19 protein-coding genes are annotated in these 23306 nt (G+C 70.1%); 12 read left to right on the plus strand and 7 right to left on the minus strand.

Annotation, left to right across the window (positions count from 1 at the left end; translation table 11 throughout):
* Positions 1 to 2: 2 nt before the first annotated feature.
* From secA to mtrA, 6 genes are all read right to left on the minus strand, one after another.
* The gene (gene secA / locus ABD658_RS12685) at positions 3 to 2675 is read right to left on the minus strand and encodes a preprotein translocase subunit SecA (protein ID WP_070159237.1); all 2673 of its coding nucleotides are present in this window, start codon (positions 2673 to 2675) and stop codon (positions 3 to 5) included.
* Positions 2676 to 2948: 273 nt separating this feature from the next.
* Complete coding sequence (gene hpf / locus ABD658_RS12690) at positions 2949 to 3674, minus strand: ribosome hibernation-promoting factor, HPF/YfiA family (protein WP_070159321.1); 726 nt, start codon at positions 3672 to 3674, stop codon at positions 2949 to 2951.
* 100 nt (positions 3675 to 3774) lie between these two features.
* Positions 3775 to 4683, minus strand: coding sequence for a ComF family protein (locus ABD658_RS12695; protein WP_344682667.1), 909 nt, complete (start codon positions 4681 to 4683; stop codon positions 3775 to 3777).
* Between the two features lie 187 nt (positions 4684 to 4870).
* Complete coding sequence (locus ABD658_RS12700) at positions 4871 to 6583, minus strand: LpqB family beta-propeller domain-containing protein (RefSeq protein WP_344682665.1); 1713 nt, start codon at positions 6581 to 6583, stop codon at positions 4871 to 4873.
* A 2-nt stretch (positions 6584 to 6585) separates the two neighbouring features.
* Complete coding sequence (gene mtrB, locus ABD658_RS12705; protein ID WP_344682663.1) at positions 6586 to 8349, minus strand: MtrAB system histidine kinase MtrB; 1764 nt, start codon at positions 8347 to 8349, stop codon at positions 6586 to 6588.
* Between the two features lie 69 nt (positions 8350 to 8418).
* Positions 8419 to 9108: an MtrAB system response regulator MtrA gene (gene mtrA / locus ABD658_RS12710; protein ID WP_070159230.1), complete on the minus strand. Its 690-nt coding sequence runs from the start codon at positions 9106 to 9108 to the stop codon at positions 8419 to 8421.
* Between the two features lie 169 nt (positions 9109 to 9277).
* On the opposite strand from mtrA, the gene ABD658_RS12715 reads away from it, so the two are divergent.
* From ABD658_RS12715 to ABD658_RS12755, 9 genes are all read left to right on the plus strand, one after another.
* Complete coding sequence (locus tag ABD658_RS12715; RefSeq protein ID WP_344682660.1) at positions 9278 to 10720, plus strand: hypothetical protein; 1443 nt, start codon at positions 9278 to 9280, stop codon at positions 10718 to 10720.
* A 9-nt stretch (positions 10721 to 10729) separates the two neighbouring features.
* Positions 10730 to 11440, plus strand: coding sequence for a DUF4129 domain-containing protein (locus tag ABD658_RS12720; protein WP_344682658.1), 711 nt, complete (start codon positions 10730 to 10732; stop codon positions 11438 to 11440).
* The gene (locus tag ABD658_RS12725) at positions 11437 to 12843 is read left to right on the plus strand and encodes a DUF4350 domain-containing protein (protein ID WP_344682656.1); all 1407 of its coding nucleotides are present in this window, start codon (positions 11437 to 11439) and stop codon (positions 12841 to 12843) included. The genes ABD658_RS12720 and ABD658_RS12725 overlap by 4 nt, the downstream gene beginning before the upstream one ends.
* A 110-nt stretch (positions 12844 to 12953) precedes the next feature.
* Positions 12954 to 13904: an AAA family ATPase gene (locus ABD658_RS12730; RefSeq protein WP_344682746.1), complete on the plus strand. Its 951-nt coding sequence runs from the start codon at positions 12954 to 12956 to the stop codon at positions 13902 to 13904.
* 55 nt (positions 13905 to 13959) lie between these two features.
* On the plus strand, positions 13960 to 15267 hold the full coding sequence (locus ABD658_RS12735) for a DUF58 domain-containing protein (protein WP_344682654.1): 1308 nt from the start codon (positions 13960 to 13962) through the stop codon (positions 15265 to 15267).
* A 93-nt stretch (positions 15268 to 15360) separates the two neighbouring features.
* Complete coding sequence (gene mnmA / locus ABD658_RS12740; RefSeq protein WP_344682652.1) at positions 15361 to 16548, plus strand: tRNA 2-thiouridine(34) synthase MnmA; 1188 nt, start codon at positions 15361 to 15363, stop codon at positions 16546 to 16548.
* 70 nt (positions 16549 to 16618) lie between these two features.
* Complete coding sequence (locus ABD658_RS12745; RefSeq protein ID WP_344682650.1) at positions 16619 to 17002, plus strand: chorismate mutase; 384 nt, start codon at positions 16619 to 16621, stop codon at positions 17000 to 17002.
* Complete coding sequence (locus ABD658_RS12750; RefSeq protein ID WP_344744711.1) at positions 16999 to 18111, plus strand: uroporphyrinogen decarboxylase/cobalamine-independent methonine synthase family protein; 1113 nt, start codon at positions 16999 to 17001, stop codon at positions 18109 to 18111. The genes ABD658_RS12745 and ABD658_RS12750 overlap by 4 nt, the downstream gene beginning before the upstream one ends.
* Positions 18112 to 18128: 17 nt before the next feature.
* Positions 18129 to 18647 carry a mycothiol transferase gene (locus ABD658_RS12755; RefSeq protein ID WP_344682646.1) on the plus strand — a complete coding sequence of 173 codons (519 nt, stop codon included), beginning with the start codon at positions 18129 to 18131 and terminating at the stop codon, positions 18645 to 18647.
* Here ABD658_RS12755 and ABD658_RS12760 read toward each other — a convergent pair.
* Positions 18604 to 19827 (minus strand): cysteine desulfurase family protein, encoded by a 1224-nt coding sequence (locus tag ABD658_RS12760; RefSeq protein WP_344682644.1) that lies wholly within the window; start codon positions 19825 to 19827, stop codon positions 18604 to 18606. The genes ABD658_RS12755 and ABD658_RS12760 overlap by 44 nt on opposite strands.
* Positions 19828 to 19955: 128 nt before the next feature.
* Between ABD658_RS12760 and ABD658_RS12765 the strand changes: the two genes are divergently transcribed.
* The 3 genes from ABD658_RS12765 (at position 19956) to ABD658_RS12775 (ending at position 23304) form a co-directional block, all read left to right on the plus strand.
* On the plus strand, positions 19956 to 21005 hold the full coding sequence (locus tag ABD658_RS12765; protein WP_344682642.1) for a J domain-containing protein: 1050 nt from the start codon (positions 19956 to 19958) through the stop codon (positions 21003 to 21005).
* Between the two features lie 44 nt (positions 21006 to 21049).
* Positions 21050 to 21523: a tRNA (cytidine(34)-2'-O)-methyltransferase gene (locus ABD658_RS12770; protein ID WP_344682640.1), complete on the plus strand. Its 474-nt coding sequence runs from the start codon at positions 21050 to 21052 to the stop codon at positions 21521 to 21523.
* Positions 21524 to 21636: 113 nt separating this feature from the next.
* Positions 21637 to 23304, plus strand: coding sequence for an RskA family anti-sigma factor (locus ABD658_RS12775; RefSeq protein ID WP_344682637.1), 1668 nt, complete (start codon positions 21637 to 21639; stop codon positions 23302 to 23304).
* Positions 23305 to 23306: the final 2 nt, after the last annotated feature.

Genomic DNA, 23306 nt, shown 5'->3' on the forward strand with positions numbered 1-23306 from the left:
GATCAGCTGGCGCTGCGGGGCTCCGTCTGCTTTCCGCCCGTCTCCGTCGGCGCGGTGAAGTTCAGCTTCACCCGGCCCGGTTCCTCCTTCAGACCCGGAACGCTGACCTCTTTGCCTGCGGCGGCCACGCGCCCGTCCTTGACACCCGGCAGCTTCGTCGCCTGGGTCTTCGCGGCCGAAGAGGTCACCTCGGCGTTGAACAGGTAACGGACCGAGTCCTCACGGATCGAGTCAGCCATCGTCTGGAACAGCAGATAGCCCTCGCGCTGATACTCCACCAGGGGGTCGCGCTGAGCCATCGAGCGGAGACCGATTCCGGACTTCAGGTAGTCCATCTCGTAGAGATGCTCCTGCCACTTCTCGTCGATCACCGAGAGCAGGACACGACGCTCGAGCTGGCGCATGGCGTCCTCCCCGAGCTCCTCCTCTTTGCTCTCGTAGGCGATCTTCGCGTCAGAGACGACCTCCCGCTTGAGCATCTTCACGGTGATCTGATCGATCCCGCCGGCCTCCTCGACGATGTCCTCCACCGTCAGCGAGATCGGGTAGAGCGACTCCAGCTCCTCCCACAGGCCCTCGAGATCCCAGTCCTCCGAAGAGTTGGCCGTGGTCTTCTCGTCGATCATCAGACCGATCGCATCCTCGATGAAGTGCTGGACCTTCTCGTGGACGTCGTCGCCCTCCAGGATGCGACGGCGGTCGGAGTAGATCGCCTCACGCTGACGGTTCATGACGTCGTCGTACTTGAGCACGTTCTTGCGGATCTCGGTGTTCTGACCCTCACGCTGCTGCTGGGCATTGGCGATCGCACCGGAGACGAACTTGTGCTCCACCGGGATCTGCTCGTCCATGGCCTTCGAGTTCATGATCCGCTGAGCTGCTGCCTGGTTGAACAGGCGCATGAGGTCATCGGTCAGGGAGATGTAGAACCGGGACTCGCCGGGGTCGCCCTGACGGCCGGACCGGCCGCGGAGCTGGTTGTCGATACGGCGGGACTGGTGACGCTCCGTGCCCAACACGTAGAGGCCGCCGAGCTCGCGGACCTCGTCGCCCTCCTTCTCCGCCTCCTCCTTGGCCGCGGTGAAGACCTCGTCCCACGTGGCCTCGTACTCCTCGGCGTCCTCCACCGGATCCAGGCCGAGCTTCTCCATCGCATGGACCGCGTTGAACTCGGCATTGCCGCCGAGCATGATGTCCGTGCCTCGGCCGGCCATGTTGGTGGCCACGGTGACCGCACCCTTGCGACCCGCCTGGGCGACGATCGCCGCCTCCCGCTCATGGTTCTTCGCGTTGAGGACCTCATGCCGGATGCCGGCCTTCGCCAGGAGCTTGGAGAGGTACTCAGACTTCTCCACGGACTCCGTGCCGACCAGGACAGGCTGGCCCTTCTCGTGCCGCTCGATGATGTCCTTCAGCACCGCGTCGAACTTCACGACCTCGTTCTTGTAGACCAGGTCATTGTGGTCCACGCGCTGTCGCGGCTTGTTCGGCGGGATCGGGACGACGCCGAGCCCGTAGGTGGACATGAACTCGGCGGCCTCGGTCTCCGCGGTGCCGGTCATGCCGGAGATCTTCTCGTAGCCACGGAAGTAGTTCTGCAGCGTGACGGTGGCGCGGGTCTGGTTCTCCGCTTTGATCCGCACACCCTCCTTGGCCTCGATGGCCTGGTGCAGCCCTTCGTTGTAGCGGCGGCCCTTGAGCATGCGGCCGGTGTGCTCGTCGACGATGTGGACCTCGTTCTTCACGACCACATAATCGGTGTCCCGCTTGTAGAGCTCCTTGGCGCGGATCGCGTTGTTCAGGTACTGGATGAGGGTGGTGTTCTGGGTCTCGTAGAGGTTCTCGATGCCCAGATAGTCCTCGACCTTGTCGATTCCGGGCTCCAGCACGCCGACGGTGCGCTTCTTCTCGTCGACCTCGTAGTCCTCGTCCTTGTGGAGCTTCTTCACCAGAGTCGCGAAGTCGGTGTACCACCGGGAGATGTCGCCGGAGGCCGCGCCGGAGATGATCAGCGGCGTGCGGGCCTCGTCGATCAGGATCGAGTCGATCTCGTCGATGATCGCGTAGTGATGCTCCCGCTGGACCAGATCGTCCAGGGACTGAGCCATGTTGTCACGCAGGAAGTCGAAGCCGAACTCATTGTTCGTGCCGTAGGTGATGTCTGCGGCGTAGGCCTCACGCCGCTGAGCCGGCCGGAGATCGTTGGTGATGGTTCCGGTGGTCATGCCCAGGAAGCGGAAGACGCGGCCCATCAGGTCCGACTGGTACTTCGCCAGGTAGTCGTTGACCGTGACGACATGCACGCCCTTGCCGGTCAGCGCGTTCAGATAGGCAGGCAGAGTCGCCACCAGCGTCTTGCCCTCACCGGTTCCCATCTCTGCGATGTTGCCCAGGTGCAGCGCGGCGCCTCCCATGAGCTGGACGTCGTAATGGCGCTGCCCCAGGGTGCGCTGCGACGCCTCACGGACGGCGGCGAAGGCCTCCGGCAGCAGAGAGTTCAGCGACTCGCCGTCCTGGTGGCGCTCACGATAACGGTCCGTCTCGGCGCGCAGCTCGGCGTCGGACAGCTCCTTGAACTCATCCTCCAAGAGGTTGACGGCGTCCGCGTAGGCGCGCAGCGTCTTGAGGATCTTCTTGTCCCCGGTCTTGAGGATTCGTTCGAGCAGAGTAGGCACGGCCGGTTCTCCATCAGGTGTGTATCGGTGCTCGGCTCATCCACTGGCGCTCCCATGTGTCGGGGACCACCTGCACGGAGCCGCGTGTCAGTCTACGCGCTGAGGCTGGACTGCGCCTAAAGACTCCCAGCACGGTCGCCGGGGCTCTCGAGCCCCGGCAGGTCGACGGGGCCCGGGCGTCTCGCCCGGACCCCGTCGTCCTGATCATTGCGTCACTGTCGACGGGGGCCTTCTCCGGTCCGGCCCGTCAAGGTCGGCCGAGGGGTCCTCCGTTCAGGCCACCCCCACCTTCCGAGGGGAGGTGCCGTTCTCCGGCCGGTAGCTCCGCTCCTCCGTGATCGGCGTGTCCGTCGAGTGCTCGGCATCGAGCGAGATGACGCCGTAGGTCCACCCACGACGTCGGTACACCGCCGAGGGCTGTCCCGTCTCGGCGTCGACGTACAGGTAGAAGTCGTGTCCCACCAGCTCCATCGCGTCGACGGCGGCATCGACGCTCATCGGCTCGGCAGGAAACACCTTGCGCCGGATCTTGATCGGCGCGCTGTCCCCATCATCCTCGCCCGGCGGCTGGTCGTCCGCGGCGGCCGCGTCCAGCACCTGCTGATAGAGGGGCCGGTCGGTGGGGACAGGTTCGAGTCCGGACATCGCGGTGGCGACGTCGGGGGCTCCGTTGCGGGAGGCGTTGTGAGCGCGGGACTTCTTCCGGTCCCTGGCGCGCCGGAGACGCTCGGTCAGCTTGTTGAGCGCGATCTCGAACGCTGCGAACTTGTCCTCGGCCTGGGCTTCCGAGCGCACCACCTTGCCTCGACCGATGACGGTCATCTCGACGGTCAGCGCCGTGTCGGCGCGACGGTGGGAGTTCTCGGAGGCGACTTTCACTTCCAGGCGATGGCCCTTGTCCGCGAGCTGCTCGATCTTGTCGAGCTTGTCCTCGACGTGCTCCTTGAAGGCGGAGGGGATCTGGATGTTCCGTCCGGTGTAGCTGACCTGAAGGGTCATGGTGTCCTCCTCGTTTCCGATGACAGCACAGCGGCCGACCAGGACACTCGTCCCGTCGCCGTTGCGATGGGACCCATCGTGAAGATACCCATACTCCACCCTAGGACGAATCGCTCCATTCGTCACGGGGGAATCCGGAACTCTCCGAGGGCTTCCGAGCAGGCCCTCCCCCGGCGCTCCTGTCCCGACGCGCGGCGGCCACCACCGCGGCCCCGGAGACATCCGCGCCGACCTCGCGGAGCACGCGATGCAGCTCATGCAGGGTGGCCCCGGTCGTGAGCACGTCGTCGACGAGGAGCACCCTCGCTCCGGGCAGCCTGCGGCGTCCGGCGGCCGTCACCCGCAGCGTGCCGCGCAGGGCCCGTCGTCGAGCCACCGATCCGCGGGTCTTCTGGCGGCCGCCCGGCAGCAGCGAGCGCAGCGCCGCGGAGGGCGTCACCGTCACCAGTCCGCCGGTGGGCCTCAGCCCGACGGCCCGCAGCAGATGATCGACCGGCCGGTGGCTGCGGCGCAGCAGGGACGCCGGCGTCGGCGGAGGTGTGACCAGCAACGGCCCTGCCTGCTGCACCCGCCCCTGGAGCCCCGCGTCCCACCCCGGATGGCCCTCACCGTCCCGCGCCCTCTGAGGTTCGCCCGCAGTCTCGACGGCGGCGCGCAGCGCCGGCGCCAGCAGGCGCGACAGGCCGACCACCTCGTGGTCCTTGAACGCCAGAATCGCGCGGGCGACGACGCCGTCGTACGATGCGGCGGCGACCACGGGCAGCACACCCATCCCGTCGTCCTCCCCCGCCGACGAGGGCACCAGCGGCAGCGCCAAGGCCTGGTCCTCCGCCCGAAACGGCGAACTCGTCCTCTCGGCCAGCAGCTGAGCACAGTCGCGGCACAGCACCGTATCCTCCCGGCCGCATCCGGCGCACCAGACCGGAGACAGGACACCGGCCAGCTCACGTGCCGCGCGGCGCAGCGGGGACGTCCAGCCCGTGGGCCGTGAGGAACGGTGGGCACCCATGCCGGCATCCTCCCCGACCGCAGTCACCGGCAGGAGCCTCCTGCCATGGACTGTGGAGAGTCTGGCGTGTCCTCGCCGGGCCGACCGCCGCTGGGGAGGAGCGTGCCGCGCGGCACACGACGAGCGCACCTGACCGGGGCCGCAGCACACCGGGGCCGCAGCACACGGGGCCGGAGCACAGGATCCGTCATCCGGGGAAGGCGTAGTCCCGGACCTCCACCTGCTCGTTGATGTCCCAGCTGTCTCCGCTGCGGGAGTTGTACGGGGCGTCCACCCGCTCGGCGAAGACCGTGCGCACCCCTTCACCGGCCGAGATGTTCTGCAGTCCCAGCAACGGGCTGCCCATCGCCTGACTGGAACCGTTGAGGTTCACCCGTTCGGCGGTCTCCGCCGAGTCCTCCGAGTTCGCCCAGGCCACCAGAGCGTCCGACTCGAGCCACCGCACATCGTCCGGGGGCGTGGTGGTCTGCAGCGCGATGGGCTCTCCCAGCCCGCGCGGCGTCCCGGAGGAGTCGCGGACCACGCCGGCCAGGTAGAGCCCGGACTCGCCGCCGTCGTCGGCCACGACCACGGCGCGCGCACCGTCCTGCGAGACTCTCAGAGCCTCGACGTCGAGCGCCTCCAACCAGTCGGCGCTGACCTCCAGCGTCGACTGGGAGAGCGTCTCGTCATAGGCGGCCACGTGGACGTGGGAGCCGTCATCGTCCCGGGAGGTCGTCCAGGTCCAGCCGAAGTTGTCCATGGAGGGCCGGGTGAGGTTCTCTCCGGTGAGCACGAGGTCCGGGTCACGGTGCGGCCGCAGATGGTAGAGGCGCTCCCCCTCACCGTCCAGGAAGGCGAAGATCTCCTCCGCCTGGGCGGGCACGGCGGGCTTCTGCGGCTCCAGCTCCGAGATGTCCGGCAGGCTGCCGATCGACAGGGTCTGCAGATCCTGCACGCGGACCAGGGTGTCGTCGAGGACTCCGACCTGGGTGTTGCTGACGCTGGGGTCCCGTTCGATGTCCAACGTGTCGGTGGGCTGCTCCGGCATCTCGTACTCGGTCTGGCCGGAGATGATCTCCACCTCCCGCACCGTGGGCAGGTCGAGGAGCACCATCTCCAGCTGATGCTTCATCAGGAGCCTCTCCTGGGCCGTCGCTCCGCGCAGGTGCTCGGCGTCCAGGTCCACCACGGCTGTGCCGTCCTCCACGGGGACCGTGGGCCTCTGCAGCTCCGTGCCGTCGGAGAAGGCCGACGTCACCGCGGGCTCCAGATACGTGGCCGGGCCGTCGAGCAGCGCGCTGACGATCTCTGTGGGGACGCCTGTGCGGCTGCTGCGGAACCAGCGGATGTCCGGCACGGCGTACCGCTGCTGCGGATCATAGAAGTAGAGGGTGTGGGACTCGTACACCGTGGGGAACGATCCGGAGGTCACCATCGTGCCCTCGGGCGCATCGGCGATGCGCCACTCGCCGTCGACCTGCTCCAGTTCGAACTCCTCGGTCTGGGTCTGCCCCTCCGGGAACTGGGTGAGGATCCCGGTCTCGTCCACCGCAGACTCCACCTCCATCTGCACCGAGTAGCTGTCATCACCCATGGAGAGCACATTGGGGTCCCCTGAGTAGACCAAGGTGCGTGCGCCCGAGCTCCATCGGGCTCCTGCCTCGTCGGTCATGTACTCCCGGGCGACCTCGTACTGGTTGGTCGGCTCCACTCCGGCGTTGATGAAGCCCAGCACGATCTCTTCCGGATCCATGCCCTCCACCGGAGAGGCCGCCTGGATGGAATAGGCGGGGTCTCCGCCGACGTCGAGCTCGGAGGTGCCCACCGGCCCGTCGGTGGGCACCATGGGCGTGCAGCCGGAGGCCACCAGGGCGGCCCCGGCCAGGGCGGCGATCAGAGCGGCCAGGCGACGGCGCATCCTCAGCTCCCCTCCTTCGGCTCGAGCAGCGACTGTTCGGTGATCCGGTCATGGTCGACCTCCCCGGTGACGGGTGTGCCGTCCACGGGGGTGGCGATGCTTCGGCGGTCGGAGGACCGATAGACCGGCGGCAGCGCCAGCGGCGAGGCACGGTACGGCTCCCCCAGCCTCCGGGGCAGGACCAGCCGGAAGCAGGAGCCCTGCCCCTTCTGGCCCCACGCGTCGAGCGCGCCCTGGTGCAGTCGGGTGTCCTCCGTGGCGATGGACAGGCCGAGCCCGGAGCCGCCGGTGGTGCGGGCCCTCGCAGGGTCCGCACGCCAGAACCGGTCGAAGACATGCGCCACCTCCGACGGGCTCATGCCGATCCCGTGGTCCCGCACGGCGACCCCGACGGCAGTCGGCGAGGAGGCGATCACCAGGTCCACCGGCCGCGCCTCAGAATGCTCGATGGCGTTGTTGATCAGGTTCCGCAGGATCCTGTCGATGCGCCGCGGATCCGCCTCCACGACGAAGTCCTCCCCCTGGACCACGATCGACAGCTGCGTCCGGGACTGGTCTGCCAGCGGCAGGGCCGCAGTCAGGGCGTCCTCGGCGAGGCTGCGCAGGTCCACATCAGCGAGGGCGAGCTCGGCCGCGCCGGCGTCGAATCGCGACATCTCCAGCAGGTCCGAGAGCATCGCTTGGAAACGCTCGACCTGGTGATAGAGCAGCTCCGCGGAACGCTGGTTGACAGGGTCGAAGTCCTCCCGCGACTCGTGCAGGACCTCAGCCGCCATGCGCACCGTGGTCAGGGGTGTGCGGAGCTCATGGGAGACGTCGGAGACGAATCGCTGCTGCATCTTGGACAGGTTCGCCAGCTGGGTGATCTGCTCCTGCAGGTTCGAGGCCATCCGGTTGAACGAGATGCCCAGCCGGGCGATCTCGTCCTCTCCACGCACGGCCAGCCGCTGGTCGAGCTGGCCCGCAGCGATACGTTCGGAGACTTCGGCGGCCTGCGAGATCGGTGAGACGACGGAGCGGGTGACCCAGGCCGCCACCGCCATGTTGAGCACCAGCAGCGCCAGTCCGGCCAGCAGCATGATCCTGGTCAGGAAGGCCAAGGTGTCCTGGACGGTGGAGAAGTCGTAGAGGAAGTACAGGCCCATGATGTCCCCGGAGGGCAGCGTGACCTGAGTGCCGAAGATGACTCCGGGCACCTCCACTCCATCCCGGGTGAAGCCTACGGACTGCCAGTACTGGCCGGTGCCGCCGGCCACCGCGTCGCGCAGCTCCTGGGACACCACCTCTTCGGCGGCGACCTCGTCGCCGATGGGGATCCGACCGGCCACCGCACGGGTGTCGGACTCGTCGTCCAACGGGAGCAGGTACACGTAGCGCCGCACCTGGGAGCCGGTGTCCTCCTGCTCCGAGAGGGTGGACTCCACCAGACGGTCGGCCTCGCTGCGGTCGGCGGTGGAGGCCGAGCTGAACTCATTGCGGATCCGCTGCATGCCGTTGGCGGCTTCGAGCTCCACCTGGTCGAAGCGCTCCTGGAACAGACCCGTGGTCACCTGCTGCGCCAGGAAGGCCGCCACCAGGCCCGTGCCGAGCATGGTCAGCAGGCCCGTGAAGGCCACGGCGCGGAACAGCAGCGAACGTCCCCACAGCCGCGGGATGCGGGCCAGACGTCGACCGGCACGGCGGAACAGCCCGGCAGCGGGCTCCCTCTCCCGGACCTCCGGTGTCTCCGCCGTCGTCGGCGCCTCGGTGCGGGCCTGCCGGATCACCGGGATGGATCCGGTCGTGGACGCTACTGCTCGGGAGGCGGAGGCGCGGCTCTCGTCCTCGGTGATGTCCTACCCCTGTCCGCCGGCCTTGTATCCCACGCCCCGGACGGTCTGGACGATCTCCGGGTGCTCGGGGTCCTTCTCGATCTTGGAGCGCAGGCGTTGGACGTGCACGTTGACCAGGCGGGTGTCGGCCTGGTGCCGGTAGCCCCATACCTCCTCGAGGAGCATCTCCCGATTCCACACCTGCCAGGGCTTCTTGGCCAAGGCGGTGAGCAGGTCGAACTCCAGCGGGGTCAGCGAGATCCGCGTCTCGCCGCGGCGCACCTCATGACCGGCCACATCGATGGTGAGGTCGCCGATGCTCAGCTGTTCGCTGTCGGGCCGAGTCTGCGTCTCAGCCGGGCGCAGCCGAGCCCGGACCCGTGCCACGAGCTCGGCCGGCTTGAAGGGCTTGGGCACGTAGTCGTCGGCACCGGCCTCAAGGCCCCGCACGACGTCGGCGGTGTCCGACTTCGCGGTGAGCATGATGATCGGGGTGTCGGCCTCGTCGCGGATCTCGCGGCACACTTCGATGCCGTCCTTGCCGGGGAGCATGAGGTCCAGCAGCACGACGTCGGGCTTGGTGCTGCGGAACTCGTCGAGGGCGGCATCTCCTGTGGTGCAGAAGGTGGGTTCGAAGCCGTCGTTGCGCAGCACGATGCCGATCATCTCGGCCAGCGCCTCATCGTCGTCGACGACCAGAATCCTGGCTTTCATCAGCTCTCCTGTTCCTCTCGTCCAGCCCGCGCACGGTCCGTCCCGCCAGGATATATGACGGGGCCCTCACGACCGACCGCCGTGCATGTCATAGGGGTGTCAGCCGAGGGGCCCGGGCTATAGGGTGAAAGTCTCAGCCTAGTCCGCAGATGTGATCGCAAGGGGACCCATGACCGCACAGTGGAGCACCGAGGAGCCGACGCCCGCCCGGCCAGGGACGGTCTTCCCGATCCGTCGCATGACCCTCGGCGAGGTCCTCGGCGGCGGGTTCTCGATGATCAGACACTCCCCCAAGGCTGTGGTCGGCGTGCCGTTCGCGGCCGGCATGATCAGCTTCCTGCTCTCTCTGGTGATGTACGCCACGATGCCCATGGGCGGATTCATGCGACTGATGTATGACCCCATGGCCTTCGAGGACGAGGAGCTGCTGTTCTCGCTGTTCTCCAGCATGGGGTTCTGGAGCGGGATGATGGCGATCTCCGTGGTCCAGTACCTCGTGCTCACGGTGGCCTTCGCACTGATGGTGATCCCGACCCTCCGCGCCGCCTACGGCTATCGGACGGGTTTCATGCAGGTGCTGCGCCTGCGCGCTGACAGGATCGGCTGGCTGCTGCTGCACATCGTGGTCATGAACGTCCTGCTCTTCGTGGTCGGTCTGGCGGTCATCGCCACGACGGTGATCACCGCCGTCGTCACCATCGGGTTCGGTCTGATCGTGGCGTTCCCCGGCCTGCTGCTCCTGGCGGCCTGGCTCACGGCGGGGCTCATGTACGCCCCCCTGGTGGTCCTGGTGGAACGTCGGGGCCCTCTGGCGGCGATCGCTCGCTCCTGGCGGCTGAACCGCGGCCGGTGGTGGATCAACATCGGCACGGTGGCTCTGATCTATCTGCTCCTGGTCGTGATGACCCTGGTGGCCTCCCTGCCGATGGGCATCGTCGCCGGCATCGGCGGAGAGATGGCGATGACCTCTCCGGAGGGAGGCACCGGTGCCTCGACGGTGCTCTTCGTGCTCGCCTCCTTCTTCGATTCCGCGGTCAGCGCGATCTTCCTCGGCCTGGCTGGTGCTCTGGTCTCGGTGATGTATCTGAACTGCAGGATCCACCAGGAGTCCGCGGACGTCACCCTGCTGGCCGCCGCCGAGGGCGCCTCCGACGACGGCACGGTGATCCCTGCCTCATTGGAGCATCTGGGCGAGCCGACCGTGACCTCGGGGCCCCCGTGGGGAGCGCCGCAGCCGGGGTGGGCGGGCTACGGACAGGGGCCCTTCGGCCAGCCGGGCCCCGGTCCGAACCCGTACGGGCAGACCCCGTATGGCCAGTCTCCGTATGGCCAGTCTCCGTATGGCCAGTCTCCGTACGGGCAGAACCCTTATGGCCAGGACCCCTCCGGCCAGGCGCCTGCTGGCCAGAATCCCTACGGGCAGAACCCGTATGGACAGAGCCCTTATGGACAGAACCCTTATGGACAGAACCCCGACGGACAGAACCCGCACGAGCAGGATCCCTCGGGCGGGGACCCTTACGGCAGGCCGCCCCAGGACCCCCGCGGCCAGCCCGGGTCCGACGACTCCGGCCGTGACGGGCAGGGCCCGGACTTCGGGCAGCCGAGGTGAATCCCGCCCATGCTCCTGGTCGCCATCACTCCTCCGACGGACCTGCCTGGTCCGGTGCCGTCGCCGCTGAGCGCCTCCACGCCCCTGGCGCCCAGCCCCGATGAGGGGCGGGAACTGCTGGAGCGCGAGCTCGCGGACCCGACGTACCAGAGGGAGTTCACCGGGCCGGTGCGACAAGCGATCGAGGACTTCCTCGCGTGGCTCAGTGACCGCATGGGCTCCATCGGCGGCGTCGACATCCCCTATGGTCCGCTCATCATCATGGTGCTGCTCATCGCGGCGATCGTGCTCATCATCCTGCTCGTCCGACCGCGGTTGCAGCGGACCGGCAGCGCCGACGAGGCGCTGACGATCGAACCGGGCATCAGCAGCGACGAGCTGCGCGCTCGGGCCGAGGAACACCGACGGGCCGGCCGCGCCGACGAGTGCTTCCGGGACCTGTACCGTGCGGTGGTCCGGGCTGCCGAGGAGCGAGAGATCCTCACGGAGCTCATGGGACGCACCGCCACGGAGGCGGCCCGTGAGCTCACCGCTGTCTTTCCCTCCCATGGGCCGCGGATCGGAACCGCCGCCGAGCTGTTCAACCTCTCCCGCTATGGCGGCCGCTCACTGACCGCCCAGGACTGTGAGGACCTGAGTGGGCTCGACGCCACGCTCGCTGCGGCCGAGCCCCAGACATCCCAGTCCCCGGCAGCGCCTCAGGTGGTGGCGCCACGATGACCGCACCGATCCCGCAGCGGTCCGGAGCCCCGTCCTCCCCCGTCCTCCCGGCGCCGGACGACGCCGCGCCCCGTGAGTCCCAGACCCGGCCGCCCACGGTGCGAAACCTGTCCGCCGCGCTGCGCTCGACCCTGCGTCGCTGGCAGTTCTGGCTCCTGCTCGTCATCATCGGGGTGCTGTTCTCCGTCGTGGTCCAGCTGCTGTCCGTGGAGGACCAGGAACGTTACGGGCTGAACAACACCGAGCTGGACGGCTATGCCGCGATCGCCGCGGTCCTCCAGGACCAGGGCGTGGAGATCCATCCTGCCTCCACAGCAGAGAGCGCGCGCGCTCTGCTGGAGGACATGCCCGAGGCCTCGATCGTCGTCCACGAGGACCGCTGGGAGGCCAGCCGCTCCCTGACCCGCGATCTCCGTTCCCAGGATCGGCCCCGAGTGTGGATCACCCCGTCGGCCGCCACCCGCGAGGAGGCGCTCGGCGGGCTGGCCCCCGCCCGGGCGATCCCGCACTCCTCCACGACGGACGTGCCCGAGGTGCTCGACGCCGGGGAAGACTGCACGGTGCCCGCGGCTCAGCGCGCGGAGACGATACGCGCCCCGGGCCAGCTGTACGACGTCAAGGCGGGGTGCTTCCTGGGGCGGCCCGACCCCACGCAGGACGACGTCGGTCGCGTGCTCGCGGCCACCGACGCCGGCCTGGTATTCGGTGCTCCCGATGCCTTCACCAACCGCCACATCACCTCCGAGGGGAACGCGGCGCTGGCCCTCGGCCTGTTCGGCGAGCAGTCCGATCTGATCTGGTACACCCCGTCCGGCGTGGACACGCTGTCCGCCGACGAATGGGCCTCCCCCTGGGACTTCATGCCGGACTGGGTGGACATGCTCACCTGGTGGCTGTTCGTCTGCGCGCTGCTGCCCATCCTCGTGGCCGGACGCCGCCACGGCCCGGTGGTGGTGGAGCCGCTGCCCGTGGAGGTCCCCGCCTCCGAGTCCGCCGAAGGGCGAGGCCGGCTCTACCAGCAGGCGGACGCCTCCACGGAGGCCTCACGGACGCTGCGCTCCGCGCATCTGCTGCGCCTGGCCCGACTCCTGCGACTCGGCCCGGGCACTCCGGAGCAGCAGGTGATCGGCGCCGTCGCGGCCCAGACCGGACGGAGCGAGCAGGAGATCGCCCGCACCGTGGACGCCGCTGCCGTCAGCGGCAACACCGCCATGGTGAGATATGCCCAGGGGCTGGCCGCCCTGGAGGACGAGGTCCGGATCCGGCTCGGCCATGGGCCGCGTCAGATCCTCCGTCCGTCGCAGACGCCGCCCGCCCCGCAGGATGCCGCAGCATCACACGACGGCCCGACACCACACGAAGACCCCACACCGCCGACCACGCCGAGGGAAGAAGCACCGTGATCCCACACCAGTCCGACCAGACTCCGCCACAGGCCCCCGCTCCCCAGACCCCCGCTCCCCAGGCCTCCACCCCGCACCCGGCCGCAGCGGCCAACTCCGGGGTCGGCGCCATGGACACGCTCCGCGACCGTTTCCACCAGGTGCGGCACGAGGTCGCCAAGGCCGTGGTGGGCCAGGACGGGGCGGTCACCGGTGTGCTCATCGGGCTTCTGGTGCGCGGCCATGTGCTGCTCGAGGGAGTGCCGGGCGTGGCCAAGACGCTGCTGGTCCGGGCGATGTCGGCGTCGCTGTCTCTGAACACGGCCCGGGTCCAGTTCACCCCGGACCTGATGCCCGGAGACGTCACCGGCTCGCTGGTCTACGACTCGGCCACCGGTGACTTCGCCTTCCGGGAGGGGCCGGTCTTCACCAACCTGATGCTGGCCGACGAGATCAACCGCACTCCGCCGAAGACACAGGCCTCCCTCCTGGAGGCCATGGAGGAACGGCAGGTCTCGGTGGACGGGATCGGACGCCCTCTGCCGGACCCCTTCCTGGTGGCCGCCACGCAGAACCCAGTGGAGTACGAAGGCACGTACCCGCTGCCGGAGGCGCAGCTGGACCGCTTCCTGCTGAAGATCACCCTCGAGCTGCCGCAGCGCGGCGAAGAGATCGAGGTCATCCGCCGCCACGCGGCCGGCTTCAACCCCTCCGACCTGGCCGACGCGGGGGTGCGTCCGGTCGCCTCCGAGGAGGACGTCAGGGCCGCCCGCCGGGAAGTCTGGGCCGTGTCCCTGGCTCCTGAGGTGATCGCCTACATCGTGGACATCGCCCGGGCCACCCGCCAGGCGCCCAGCTTCCAGCTGGGGGTCTCCCCGCGCGGAGCGACCGCGCTGATGAACTCCGCGAAGGCGTGGGCCTGGCTCTCCGGGCGGGACTTCGTCACTCCCGACGACGTCAAGGCGCTGGCGCTGCCCTGCCTGCGGCACCGCGTCTCGCTGCGCCCGGAGGCTTCCATGGACGGAGTCCGCGTCGACGATGTGCTGCAGGGCATCCTCGCCACCGTGCCGGTGCCCCGCTGAGCCCTCGCCGCCCTGTGCCCTTCTCCCTCCGACCACCTGATGTGAGGATCCCTCCATGGTGCTGACCCGCCGCCTGCTGTACGTCGCTCTGGCGCTGAGCGTCGTGGTCGTCGCGCTCCCCGTGGCCTGGGCATGGTGGACCTGCCTGACGCTGCTGGTGGGGCTGATCGTCGTCGACATGATGCTGGCCGGCTCCCCGCGGCAGGTCCGGGTGGAGAGGGTCCCCGGCGCGGCGGTCCGGCTGAGCCGCACGACGACGGCGGAATCGGTGCTCCATCACAGCGGCCGCCGGCGGCTGCGCGGCTCCGTGAAGGACGGCTGGCAGCCCTCGGCCGGGTCGCTGCGACCGGTGACCCCCGTGGACATCCCGCCGGGCGGACTGCGGCGGGTCAGCGTACCGCTGCGCCCGAGCCGCCGCGGCGACCTGGTGAGCAGCACGCTGGCGGTCCGTTCCCTGGGCCCGCTGGGGCTCGCCGGCCGGCAGGTGGTGCACCGTTCCAGGCACCTGCAGCGGGTGCTGCCTCCGTTCCGGTCCCGCAAGCACCTGCCGTCGAAGCTGCAGAGGCTGCGTGAGCTCGACGGCCAGACCGCGGTGCAGATCCGCGGGGCCGGCACCGAGTTCGACTCGCTGCGGGACTACGTGCGAGGTGACGACGTCCGCTCCATCGACTGGCGCGCCACCGCCCGTCGGCGCACCGGCGCCGGGCACAATCTGGTGGTGCGCACGTGGCGCCCCGAACGTGACCGGCGGGTCATCCTGTGTCTCGACTCCTCCCGCACGTCCGCAGCCCGCATCGACGACGAGCCGCGGCTCGACACGGGCATGGAGGCCTCCCTGCTGCTTGGGGTGCTCGCCGCCGGGGCCGGAGACCGGGTGGACTTCATCGGTTTCGACCGCGGCATCGTGGCGCGCGCCCGCTCGTCGTCGTCGGGTGACTTCCTGCACCAGATGGTCAACGCGATGGCCACCATGGACCCGGAGCTGGTGGAGGCGGACTTCTCCCAGCTGCCCTCGCATGTGGAGGCCATCAGCTCCCAGCGCGCCCTGGTGGTGGTGCTGACCTCGTTGGAGTCCGGCTCCCTGGAGGAAGGGCTTCTGCCGGTGCTGCCGGCCCTGACGGCCAAGCATCTGGTGCTGTTGGCCGCAGTGCGCGATCCCGACCTGGACCGGAGGACGGTGGAACGGGCCACCGCCACCGAGGTGTACCGCGCGGCTGCCGCCGAACGGGAGATCATCGAGCGAGAGGCGAAGAAGGCGCAGCTGGTCTCGATGGGGGTGGAGGTCGTGGACGCGACTCCGCACGAGCTGCCGCCTCAGCTGGCCGACACCTACATCCGGCTCAAGGCCACCGGTCGGCTGTGAGCCTTATGTCCGCCCCACCTCAGCGGACCCTCACCGCCCCTGCTCCTCCGGACTGGGAGCGCACCGGGCGGCTGTGAGACCCTGGAAGGCGTCATGAAGGTACTTGCTGCGATGTCCGGAGGCGTGGACTCGGCCGTGGCGGCCGCCCGCGCCGTCGACGCCGGCCACGAGGTGGTCGGCGTCCACCTTGCCCTCTCCCGCATGCCAGGGACCCTGCGCACAGGCTCCCGCGGCTGCTGCACGATCGAGGACTCCTCCGACGCGTGGCGCGCCTGCGAGAAGCTCGGCATCCCGTTCTACGTCTGGGACTTCTCCGAGCGCTTCAAGGCCGACGTGGTGGACGACTTCATCGCCGAGTACGCGGCCGGTCGGACCCCCAATCCGTGCATGCGCTGCAATGAGAAGATCAAGTTCGAAGCGCTGCTGGACAAGGCGATCGCGCTGGGCTTCGACGCCGTGGCCACGGGCCACTACGCCTCGATCGTCGACCGCCCCGACGGCACCCGGGAGCTGCACCGGGCCGCCACCTGGACCAAGGACCAGTCCTATGTGCTGGGCGTGCTGACCACCCAGCAGCTGGCGCACTGTCTGTTCCCGCTCGGCGACACCCCGTCGAAGGAGCTGGTGCGCGCCGAGGCCGCCGAGCGTGGCCTCTCCGTGGCGAAGAAACCGGACTCCCATGACATCTGCTTCATCCCCGACGGCGACACCCGCGGCTGGCTGGCCGAGCAGATCGATCTGCAGAACGGCCCCATCCTCGATCCGGCCGGTGAGCAGATCGGCGAACATGAGGGCTCCCAGGCCTACACCGTGGGTCAGCGGCGCGGGCTGAAGCTCGGCCGCCCCGCCCCCGACGGCAAGCCCCGGTTCGTGCTGGAGATCCGGCCGAAGGACAACACGGTGGTGGCCGGCCCCCAGGAGCTGCTGGAGATCGACCGGCTCACCGGCATCCGACTCTCCTGGGCCGGCCCCGCCGTGCCGGAGGCCGAGACCGGTGACTGGTTCCCGGTGGATCTGCAGATCCGGGCCCACGCTGACCCCGTCCCGGCCCGAGCGCGGGTCCAGAGGGCCGACGACGCCGTCGGCTCACCCGACAGCGACGGCCTGGACAGCGACGCGGGCGGGAACAGCGTGGAACGGCTGGTGGTCGAGCTGGAGGAGCCGCTGCGCGGCGTCGCTCCGGGACAGACCGCCGTGATGTACCAGGGCACGCGGGTGCTGGGCCAGGCGACGATCGACACCGCCCGGTCGAAGAACTACCAGCCCGCCGTCGGCGCCTGAGGCGGTTCTCCGGCGTGTCTGAGGGCAGATCCCGACCGTGGGCGCCGCCGGATCGACGTAAGCTGGAACCATGACTTCGAGCCCTGATCAGCGCGCCGGCGACGCCGCCCAGCACGTGGACCCGGAGGTCCTGGAGGATCTGTTGGCGATGCGCGCCAGCATCGACAACATCGACGCCACGCTCGTGTATCTGCTGGCCGAACGGTTCAAGGCCACCCAGCGGGTGGGGGTGCTCAAGGCCCGTCATCAGCTGCCCCCGGCGGATCCGGCCCGCGAGCGAAACCAGATCGCCCGGCTCAAGCGCCTCGCCGAAGACGCCCAGCTGGACCCGGAGTTCGCGGAGAAGTTCCTCAATTTCATCATCGAGGAGGTCATCCGCCACCATCAGGCGATCTCCGCCTCCGAATCGACCCCCGACCCGTCCCGCCCCGGCGGCCCCCGTGAGGTTCGATGAGCGGGCGTACCCGACCCGACGCTGAGCAGGCCGAGGGCACACGCCCACAGGCGGTGCTCGCCACGGCCGACGGCGTGATGCCCGGCGACCAGTCCCTGGTCTCCTCCCAGCGGTTGGAGGAGGAGCTCTCCGGCCACCTGCCGGCCCTGGCCGAGCTGCCCGCCCGCGGCCACCACGCCACCCTGCGCGGACGCGCGATCGCGATGCTGGCCGAGCTGCCGGCGGAGCTGACCTCCTACGGCTGGCGGCTGGTGGACCGGCCCGGGGCGGACCATCGGCGTGCCGTGCAGCTGCTGCGCGCCGACGTCGACACTCTCGCCGACGTGCGAGGGGCGCGCGCGGAGGACGGCGGCGACGACCAGCCCGCGGAGCTGGTGCTGCACCTGCTGGGACCGGTCAGCCTGGCCGCCCAGCTGGCGCTTCCGGGCGGGGAGAAGCTGCTGGTGGACCACGGGGCCCGCCGGGATCTGGCCGACTCGCTGGCCGCGGGAGCCGCCGAGCACCTGGCCCACGTGCGCCGGTCCTGCGCTCCTGCCGCGCTGCGGGTGGTGCTCCTCGAGCCTGACCACCAGCGGGTGCGCACCGGCTCGGTGCCCACGGTCAGTGGCTACCGGACCATCCGCGCCCTGCCCCGGGATGAGACCCGTCGCATGATCGGCGTGGTTGTGGAATCGCTGCGCGCCGCCGGAGCTGACGAGGTGCTGCTGGACCTGGGCGAGGCGCCCCTGCTGGAGCATGTGGAGGACCACCGAGCCCCCACCGGCACCCGGGTGGACGGCTTCGGCCTGCCCGTGCCGGCCCTCACCACCGGCGACTGGGAGCGGGTTGCCGGGCTCGTCGAAGAGGGCACCCGGTTCCATGCCGGCCTGCTGCGCTCCGTCCCCCGGTCGATGCAGGAGACGCCGCAGGTCAGCGTCCTGGCCCGGCGGCTGAGCGAGCCCTGGCAGGCGCTGGGGATGCCGTCGTCGTCATTGGCGGCGCTGTCCGTGACGCCCCTGGCCTCCGCGGCCCGGGACCAGCTCGCCGCGGTGAGCGAGACCGATGCCCTGCGGCTGGTCAGCCGCACCCGGGACGCCGCCGAGGCGCTCACTGACCAGATGACGGCATGACCAGATGGAGGCACGACATGAGGACGCCCACCAGCACTGATCTGCGCGACGAGATCCTCCTGCGCTTCATCCTGCAGAAGTTCGACCAGCTCGTCACGCTGGTGGGGTCCCTGGAGGAGGCCGACGCCGGCCGCGACCTCGGCGAGCACACGGACCCCGAGGTCTCGACGAACTCGGCGGTGCAGCTGCTGGTCCATGTCTGCGGCGTCATGCGTCGCTGGTCGTCGTCGGTGAACCTGGGCGTGCCGGTGCCCCGCGACCGAGACGGGGAGTTCACCACGCAGATGCCGGCCGCCCAGGCGCTGGAGCTCGCCGCACGGGCCCGGGAGGCCTTCCTCGACGACATCGCCGCCACCGACTGGTCAGCGGCGCCCGCCGCCCTCCCCGCGGGCCGGGACGAGCAGTGGACCGTCACCTGCCATGGTGTGCTGCTTCATGTCTTCGAGGAGATCTGTCAGCACCTGGGCCACGCCGAGATCACCCGTGACGTGGTCACCGCCCGGCGGCCATCCCTGCCGCCCGAGCCTGCGCGATGATTCTCGGCAGTGCGGCGGCGAGCGCCTCGACGTCGTCGGCGGTGGTGGTGTGCCCCAGAGTGAGGCGCTGGGCGCCGCGAGCCTGATCCTCGCTGAGCCCCATGGCCAGCAGCACATGGGAGGGCCGCGGCACACCGGCGGTGCAGGCAGACCCGGTGGCGGTGTCGAAGCCGGCCATGTCCAGCATGAACAGCAGCGAGTCCCCTTCGGCGCCGTCCACGGTCAGGTGCAGGTTGTTCGGCAGGCGGCGCTCCGGGTGGGTGCGCGGGTCCGGACCGCGCAGGGTCACCCCCTCGACGTCGATCACGGCCTCCAGCAGCGTGTCCCGCAGCGCGGCGATCCGGGCCGACTCCTCCACCCGCTGGGCGACGACCTCCTCGGCGACGGCGGCGAAGGCGCACAGTCCGGCGGCGTCCAGAGTCCCGGAGCGGATGTCCCGTTCCTGTCCCCCGCCGTGCAGCACCGGAGTCAGGGGGACGTCCCGGCGCACCAGCAGCGCGCCGATCCCCACGGGGCCGCCGATCTTGTGCGCGCTGACCGCCAGCGTCGCCGCGCCGCTGGCGGCGAAGTCCACCGGCTCCGCTCCGACGGGCTCGCCGCCGAAGGCCTGGACGGCGTCCGAGTGCAGCGGGATGCCGTATGCGGCGCAGGCCCGGGCGAACGGGGCCACCGGCTGCAGGGCCCCGGTCTCGTTGTTGGCCCACATGAGGGTCGCCAGCGCCACGGACTCCGGCTCCTCGGCGATCAGCTCCTCCAGCAGCGCGCAGGAGGCCTCGAGGTCCAGCACACCGTCAGCGCCCACCGGCAGGAGGACCAGTTCGGCGTCCTCCTGGGACTCGAGCCACTCGGCGGTGTCGAGCACGGCATGGTGCTCGATGCCGGGCAGCAGCACCCGACGACGGCGGGGATCCTCCGCTCGGCGGCTCCACCAGAGGCCCTTCAGCGCGAGGTTGTCCGCCTCGGTGCCGCCGGAGGTGACGATCACCTCGCTGGGGTGGGCGCCGAGCGTCGCCGCGAGACGGGCCCGGGCCTCGTCGACCTCCAGGCGGGCACGGCGTCCGGCCCCGTGCAGCGAGGCCGGGTTGGCCAGCCGGGGCATCATCTCGGTGAGCACGCGCACTGCGGTGTCACGGACCGGTGTGGTGGCGGCATGGTCGAAGTACCGGGAAGGACTCGTCATCGTCCCCTGATTCTACGAGCTCCCCGGCGACCGGGCTGGCAGGGCTCTCACCGCCGATGTCCGCGGTGGGCTGATCCGTGGCCGCCGACGGGCGAGGCGGCAGGATCAGGCGCTATCGTGAGGGAGCGATGAGCAACCAGTCCTCCCCCGGAGTCCCCGGCGCAGACCTCTACGGCGTGCTCGGCGTGCCTCCGGAGTCCGATCTGAAGACCATCCGGATCGCCTACCGGCGCCTGGCCCGGGACAACCATCCGGACAGGGGCGGCTCCGCCGAGGACTTCCACCGGATCCAGGCGGCCTGGGAGGTGCTGCGCTCCGCGGAGTCCCGGGCCGCCTATGACCGGACCCGCCGCGACGGCGGCACCGGCACCGGGGAGTCGACCGACGACGTCGACGCCGTCCGCTACGGTCCCTCCGGCACCTGGGCGGCTCCCAGCGGCCGGAGCCGCGGCAGTTCGGAGCGGGGGGCCCAGCGCACCGCCTCGGGCGCTGCGCATCTGCCTCCGGAGTACCGGCCGGCGCTCTCCGATCCCCGGCCGCTCTCCCTCTCTCTGACCAGCCAGCGCGTCCACGGCGAGTTCCGGTCCCACGGGCTGTTCGGGCGCAGCCGGGTCCAGCGCCGCCACGAACGGACGATCGAGGTCCTGCAGCGCCACGTGCTCGACGAGCTGCCGGCGGCCCGGCTGTTCAACGACGTCCACCTCGACGCTCCGACGGTGGATCGTCGGGGGCGCCGTCGCTCCTCAGGAGGCGAACGCGCCGAGCATGTGGTCGTCTGCGGCGACCGGCTCACCGTGGTCTTCGCGCTCGAGGTGCCCACCCCGGCCGCGTCATGGGACGGGCAGGTGCTGCGCGCCGCCGGACGCAGTCTGGCCCTTCCGGATGTCGGTGCTCAGGCTCGCCGGCTCCGGGAGACGCTGACCCAGCGGCTGCTCGACGAACGGGGTCACGAGGTGGTGCTGACCGTGGATCACCAGGTGATGCTCCACTCCCCCGACGGCAGCCTGCTGTCCCCGGTGGTGGAGGCCTCCCGCGGCGGCGCTTCGGCCCCCTCGGCGGCCGGACGCGCCGCGCGAGCGATCGTGGGCCAGCTCGGCACCTCACCGCGGGCCAATGTGGTGGACCGCCATCTGCTGGGGGTCCTGCGAGACCAGCTCGCCTCCCCCGACGAGACGTAGCGGGCGGCGCGCCGGGCCGCCGCACGCGTCGTAGGATGGTCGCCGTGGAGAATCCGATCCGAGTGCTCGTGGACCAGCCGGAGATTCCCGGGAACACCGGGAACCTCATCCGCCTGGCGGCGGTGACCGGCGTGCAGCTGCATCTCGCCGAGCCGCTCGGCTTCGACTTCGCCGATGCCAAGCTGCGCCGTGCCGGACTCGACTATCACGACCTCGCGGTGATGACCGTCCATCCGAGCCTGGAGGAGGCCTGGGAGGCTCTGTCTCCCGAGCGGGTCTTCGCGTTCACCGGCGACGGCGACACCGCGCACACCGCCGTCGACTACCGACCCGGCGACGTGCTGCTCTTCGGCCGGGAGTCCACCGGGCTGGACGACCACGTCAAGGACGACCCCCGCATCACCGCGAAGGTGCGCATCCCCATGCTGCCCTCGCGGCGTTCCCTGAACCTGGCCAACTCGGTCTCCATCGCCGTCTACGAGGCCTGGCGTCAGCACGGCTTCGACGGCGCCCGCTGAACCTCCTCCGGACCTCCTCCGGACCTCCGTCCAGCGGTCCGCCGGCCGACATCCCGCCGACTCCGAGCGTCGGTCCCGGGCGGGGGCGGTCCCGGTCGCTAGACTCACGGAACATGGAGACTGCTTCCCCGCGCCGTGACGGCGACCAGCCTCACCCCGAGGACCAGGAGACGTCGGGGGTGTCCGTCGCGCCTGACGACGCCCCGGGACACGATCCGCGGCAGGATCCCGGCGCACACACCGGGGAGCCTTCCCGGAGCGCCGAGCCGACGACGGCGCCGCAGCTCTCCGAGGACCCGACGCTGGGCGAACTGCTGACCGCCACCGCCCATGGGGATCAGGCCTCCTTCGCAGCCTTCTACGAGGCCACCGCCGACGTCGTCTACGGTCTGGCGCTGCTGATGCATGAGGATGCCGCCGGCGCCGACGCATCCTTGGTGGCCGTGTATCACCACCTGTGGGACCAGGCTGACGTGCGGGCTCGCGACCTGCGGCTGCAGACCGCCGCCTCCGAGACCCTCACCGATGAGCACGCCGAGGCGGAGGCCGACTACCGCCCCAGCGAGTACGAGCTGGTGTTGGAATGGCTGGTGCCGCTGGCCCACCGGATCATGGTGGACAGGTTCCGGGACGGCTCCGTGGCCCCGATCAGCCTCGCGGCGATCTCCGACGGCGGCGGCGTGGCCGGGCTCCCCGAGGAGATCCTCGGCGACTTCGAGGTGCTCTCGGACTCTCAGTCCCAAGCGCTGGCGCTGAGCTACCTCACCGGGCTGACCCACCGACAGATCGCCGAGACCGTCGGCGCCGCCATCCCCGCGGTGAAGTCCCGGCTGCGCGACGGCATGACCCGGCTGCACACCCAGCGCAGCGCCCGCGACGAGGAGTTCGATCCGATCCTCCGGGCCGCCGTCACCCGGCGGGACCTGGAGCGCGGCACCGGGGTCAACCGCAACTTCACCCGGGAGATCGCCGCAGACCTGGACAAGGACCTGCTGGTCGAGCTCGCCGAGGTCTACGCCCTCGACGCCGTCGACGACCGGGAACGCTCCCTGCTGGACGAGATCGTCCTGGATGCCGACGAACGCACCGCCCAGCAGTGGGACACTAGGGTGCTGGCCGCGCGCCGCACCCTGGCGGAGATCTTCACCGCCCACCCGACGGTGCCTCCGGCCCACCTGCTGGAGGAGGTGCTCCTCGACCTCGGGGATCAGGAGGTCGGCATGGGCATGGTGGAGGAGTTCTCCACCCACACGGAGGAGACCGCCAAGCGCGAACCGATCATGAAGCGCTGGATGGTGCTCACCGGACTCGCGGTGGTGGTGCTGCTGGCCGTCGTGCTGGTCTGGCGGTTCACCGGCGGCCAGGACGTGGTCGCCACCGCCGACGGTGCCGAGGACGCCCGGGTGCTCGACGGGCTCGAGCTCGCGGAGGGCGGGACCGCCGAGGCGGTGCTCTCAGCCTCCGAGGACGTCGGCTATGTGGACTTCCAGGATGTGGCGGACCTGGACGGGCTCTCCTACCAGGTCTGGCTGCTGCCCTCCGACGAACGTCCTCCCAGCTCCCTGGGAAGCTACAGCGCCGAAGAGCTGGAGGAGGAGATCATCACGCTGCGCGCCATCGGCGGCTATGAGCAGCTGTTGGTCACCGCGGAGCAGATCCGCGGGGAAGAGAGGCCCTCCGGCGAAGTGATCGTGGAGATCCCGCTGCGCGACCGCATCACCGAAGGCCCCCAGTACGGGGGCGGCACGTCCGCCGGCGAGGACGAAGACGACGAGGAATGACC

The sequence above is a fragment of the Nesterenkonia aethiopica genome (genome assembly GCF_039534665.1).
Classification (GTDB): Bacteria; Actinomycetota; Actinomycetes; order Actinomycetales; family Micrococcaceae; genus Nesterenkonia; species Nesterenkonia aethiopica.

Excerpts from the sequence above, each read along its gene's own strand:
- ABD658_RS12755 (WP_344682646.1), top strand. The coding sequence starts at position 18,129 with ATGAGGACGCCCACCAGCACTGATCTGCGCGACGAGATCCTCCTGCGC.
- mtrA (WP_070159230.1), bottom strand. The coding sequence starts at position 9,108 with ATGAAAGCCAGGATTCTGGTCGTCGACGACGATGAGGCGCTGGCCGAG.
- mnmA (WP_344682652.1), top strand. The coding sequence starts at position 15,361 with ATGAAGGTACTTGCTGCGATGTCCGGAGGCGTGGACTCGGCCGTGGCG.
- ABD658_RS12715 (WP_344682660.1), top strand. The coding sequence starts at position 9,278 with ATGACCGCACAGTGGAGCACCGAGGAGCCGACGCCCGCCCGGCCAGGG.
- ABD658_RS12725 (WP_344682656.1), top strand. The coding sequence starts at position 11,437 with ATGACCGCACCGATCCCGCAGCGGTCCGGAGCCCCGTCCTCCCCCGTC.
- ABD658_RS12695 (WP_344682667.1), bottom strand. The coding sequence starts at position 4,683 with ATGGGTGCCCACCGTTCCTCACGGCCCACGGGCTGGACGTCCCCGCTG.
- ABD658_RS12775 (WP_344682637.1), top strand. The coding sequence starts at position 21,637 with ATGGAGACTGCTTCCCCGCGCCGTGACGGCGACCAGCCTCACCCCGAG.
- ABD658_RS12720 (WP_344682658.1), top strand. The coding sequence starts at position 10,730 with ATGCTCCTGGTCGCCATCACTCCTCCGACGGACCTGCCTGGTCCGGTG.
- ABD658_RS12735 (WP_344682654.1), top strand. The coding sequence starts at position 13,960 with ATGGTGCTGACCCGCCGCCTGCTGTACGTCGCTCTGGCGCTGAGCGTC.
- ABD658_RS12700 (WP_344682665.1), bottom strand. The coding sequence starts at position 6,583 with ATGCGCCGTCGCCTGGCCGCTCTGATCGCCGCCCTGGCCGGGGCCGCC.
- ABD658_RS12765 (WP_344682642.1), top strand. The coding sequence starts at position 19,956 with ATGAGCAACCAGTCCTCCCCCGGAGTCCCCGGCGCAGACCTCTACGGC.
- hpf (WP_070159321.1), bottom strand. The coding sequence starts at position 3,674 with ATGACCCTTCAGGTCAGCTACACCGGACGGAACATCCAGATCCCCTCC.
- ABD658_RS12750 (WP_344744711.1), top strand. The coding sequence starts at position 16,999 with ATGAGCGGGCGTACCCGACCCGACGCTGAGCAGGCCGAGGGCACACGC.
- ABD658_RS12745 (WP_344682650.1), top strand. The coding sequence starts at position 16,619 with ATGACTTCGAGCCCTGATCAGCGCGCCGGCGACGCCGCCCAGCACGTG.
- ABD658_RS12730 (WP_344682746.1), top strand. The coding sequence starts at position 12,954 with ATGGACACGCTCCGCGACCGTTTCCACCAGGTGCGGCACGAGGTCGCC.
- ABD658_RS12760 (WP_344682644.1), bottom strand. The coding sequence starts at position 19,827 with ATGACGAGTCCTTCCCGGTACTTCGACCATGCCGCCACCACACCGGTC.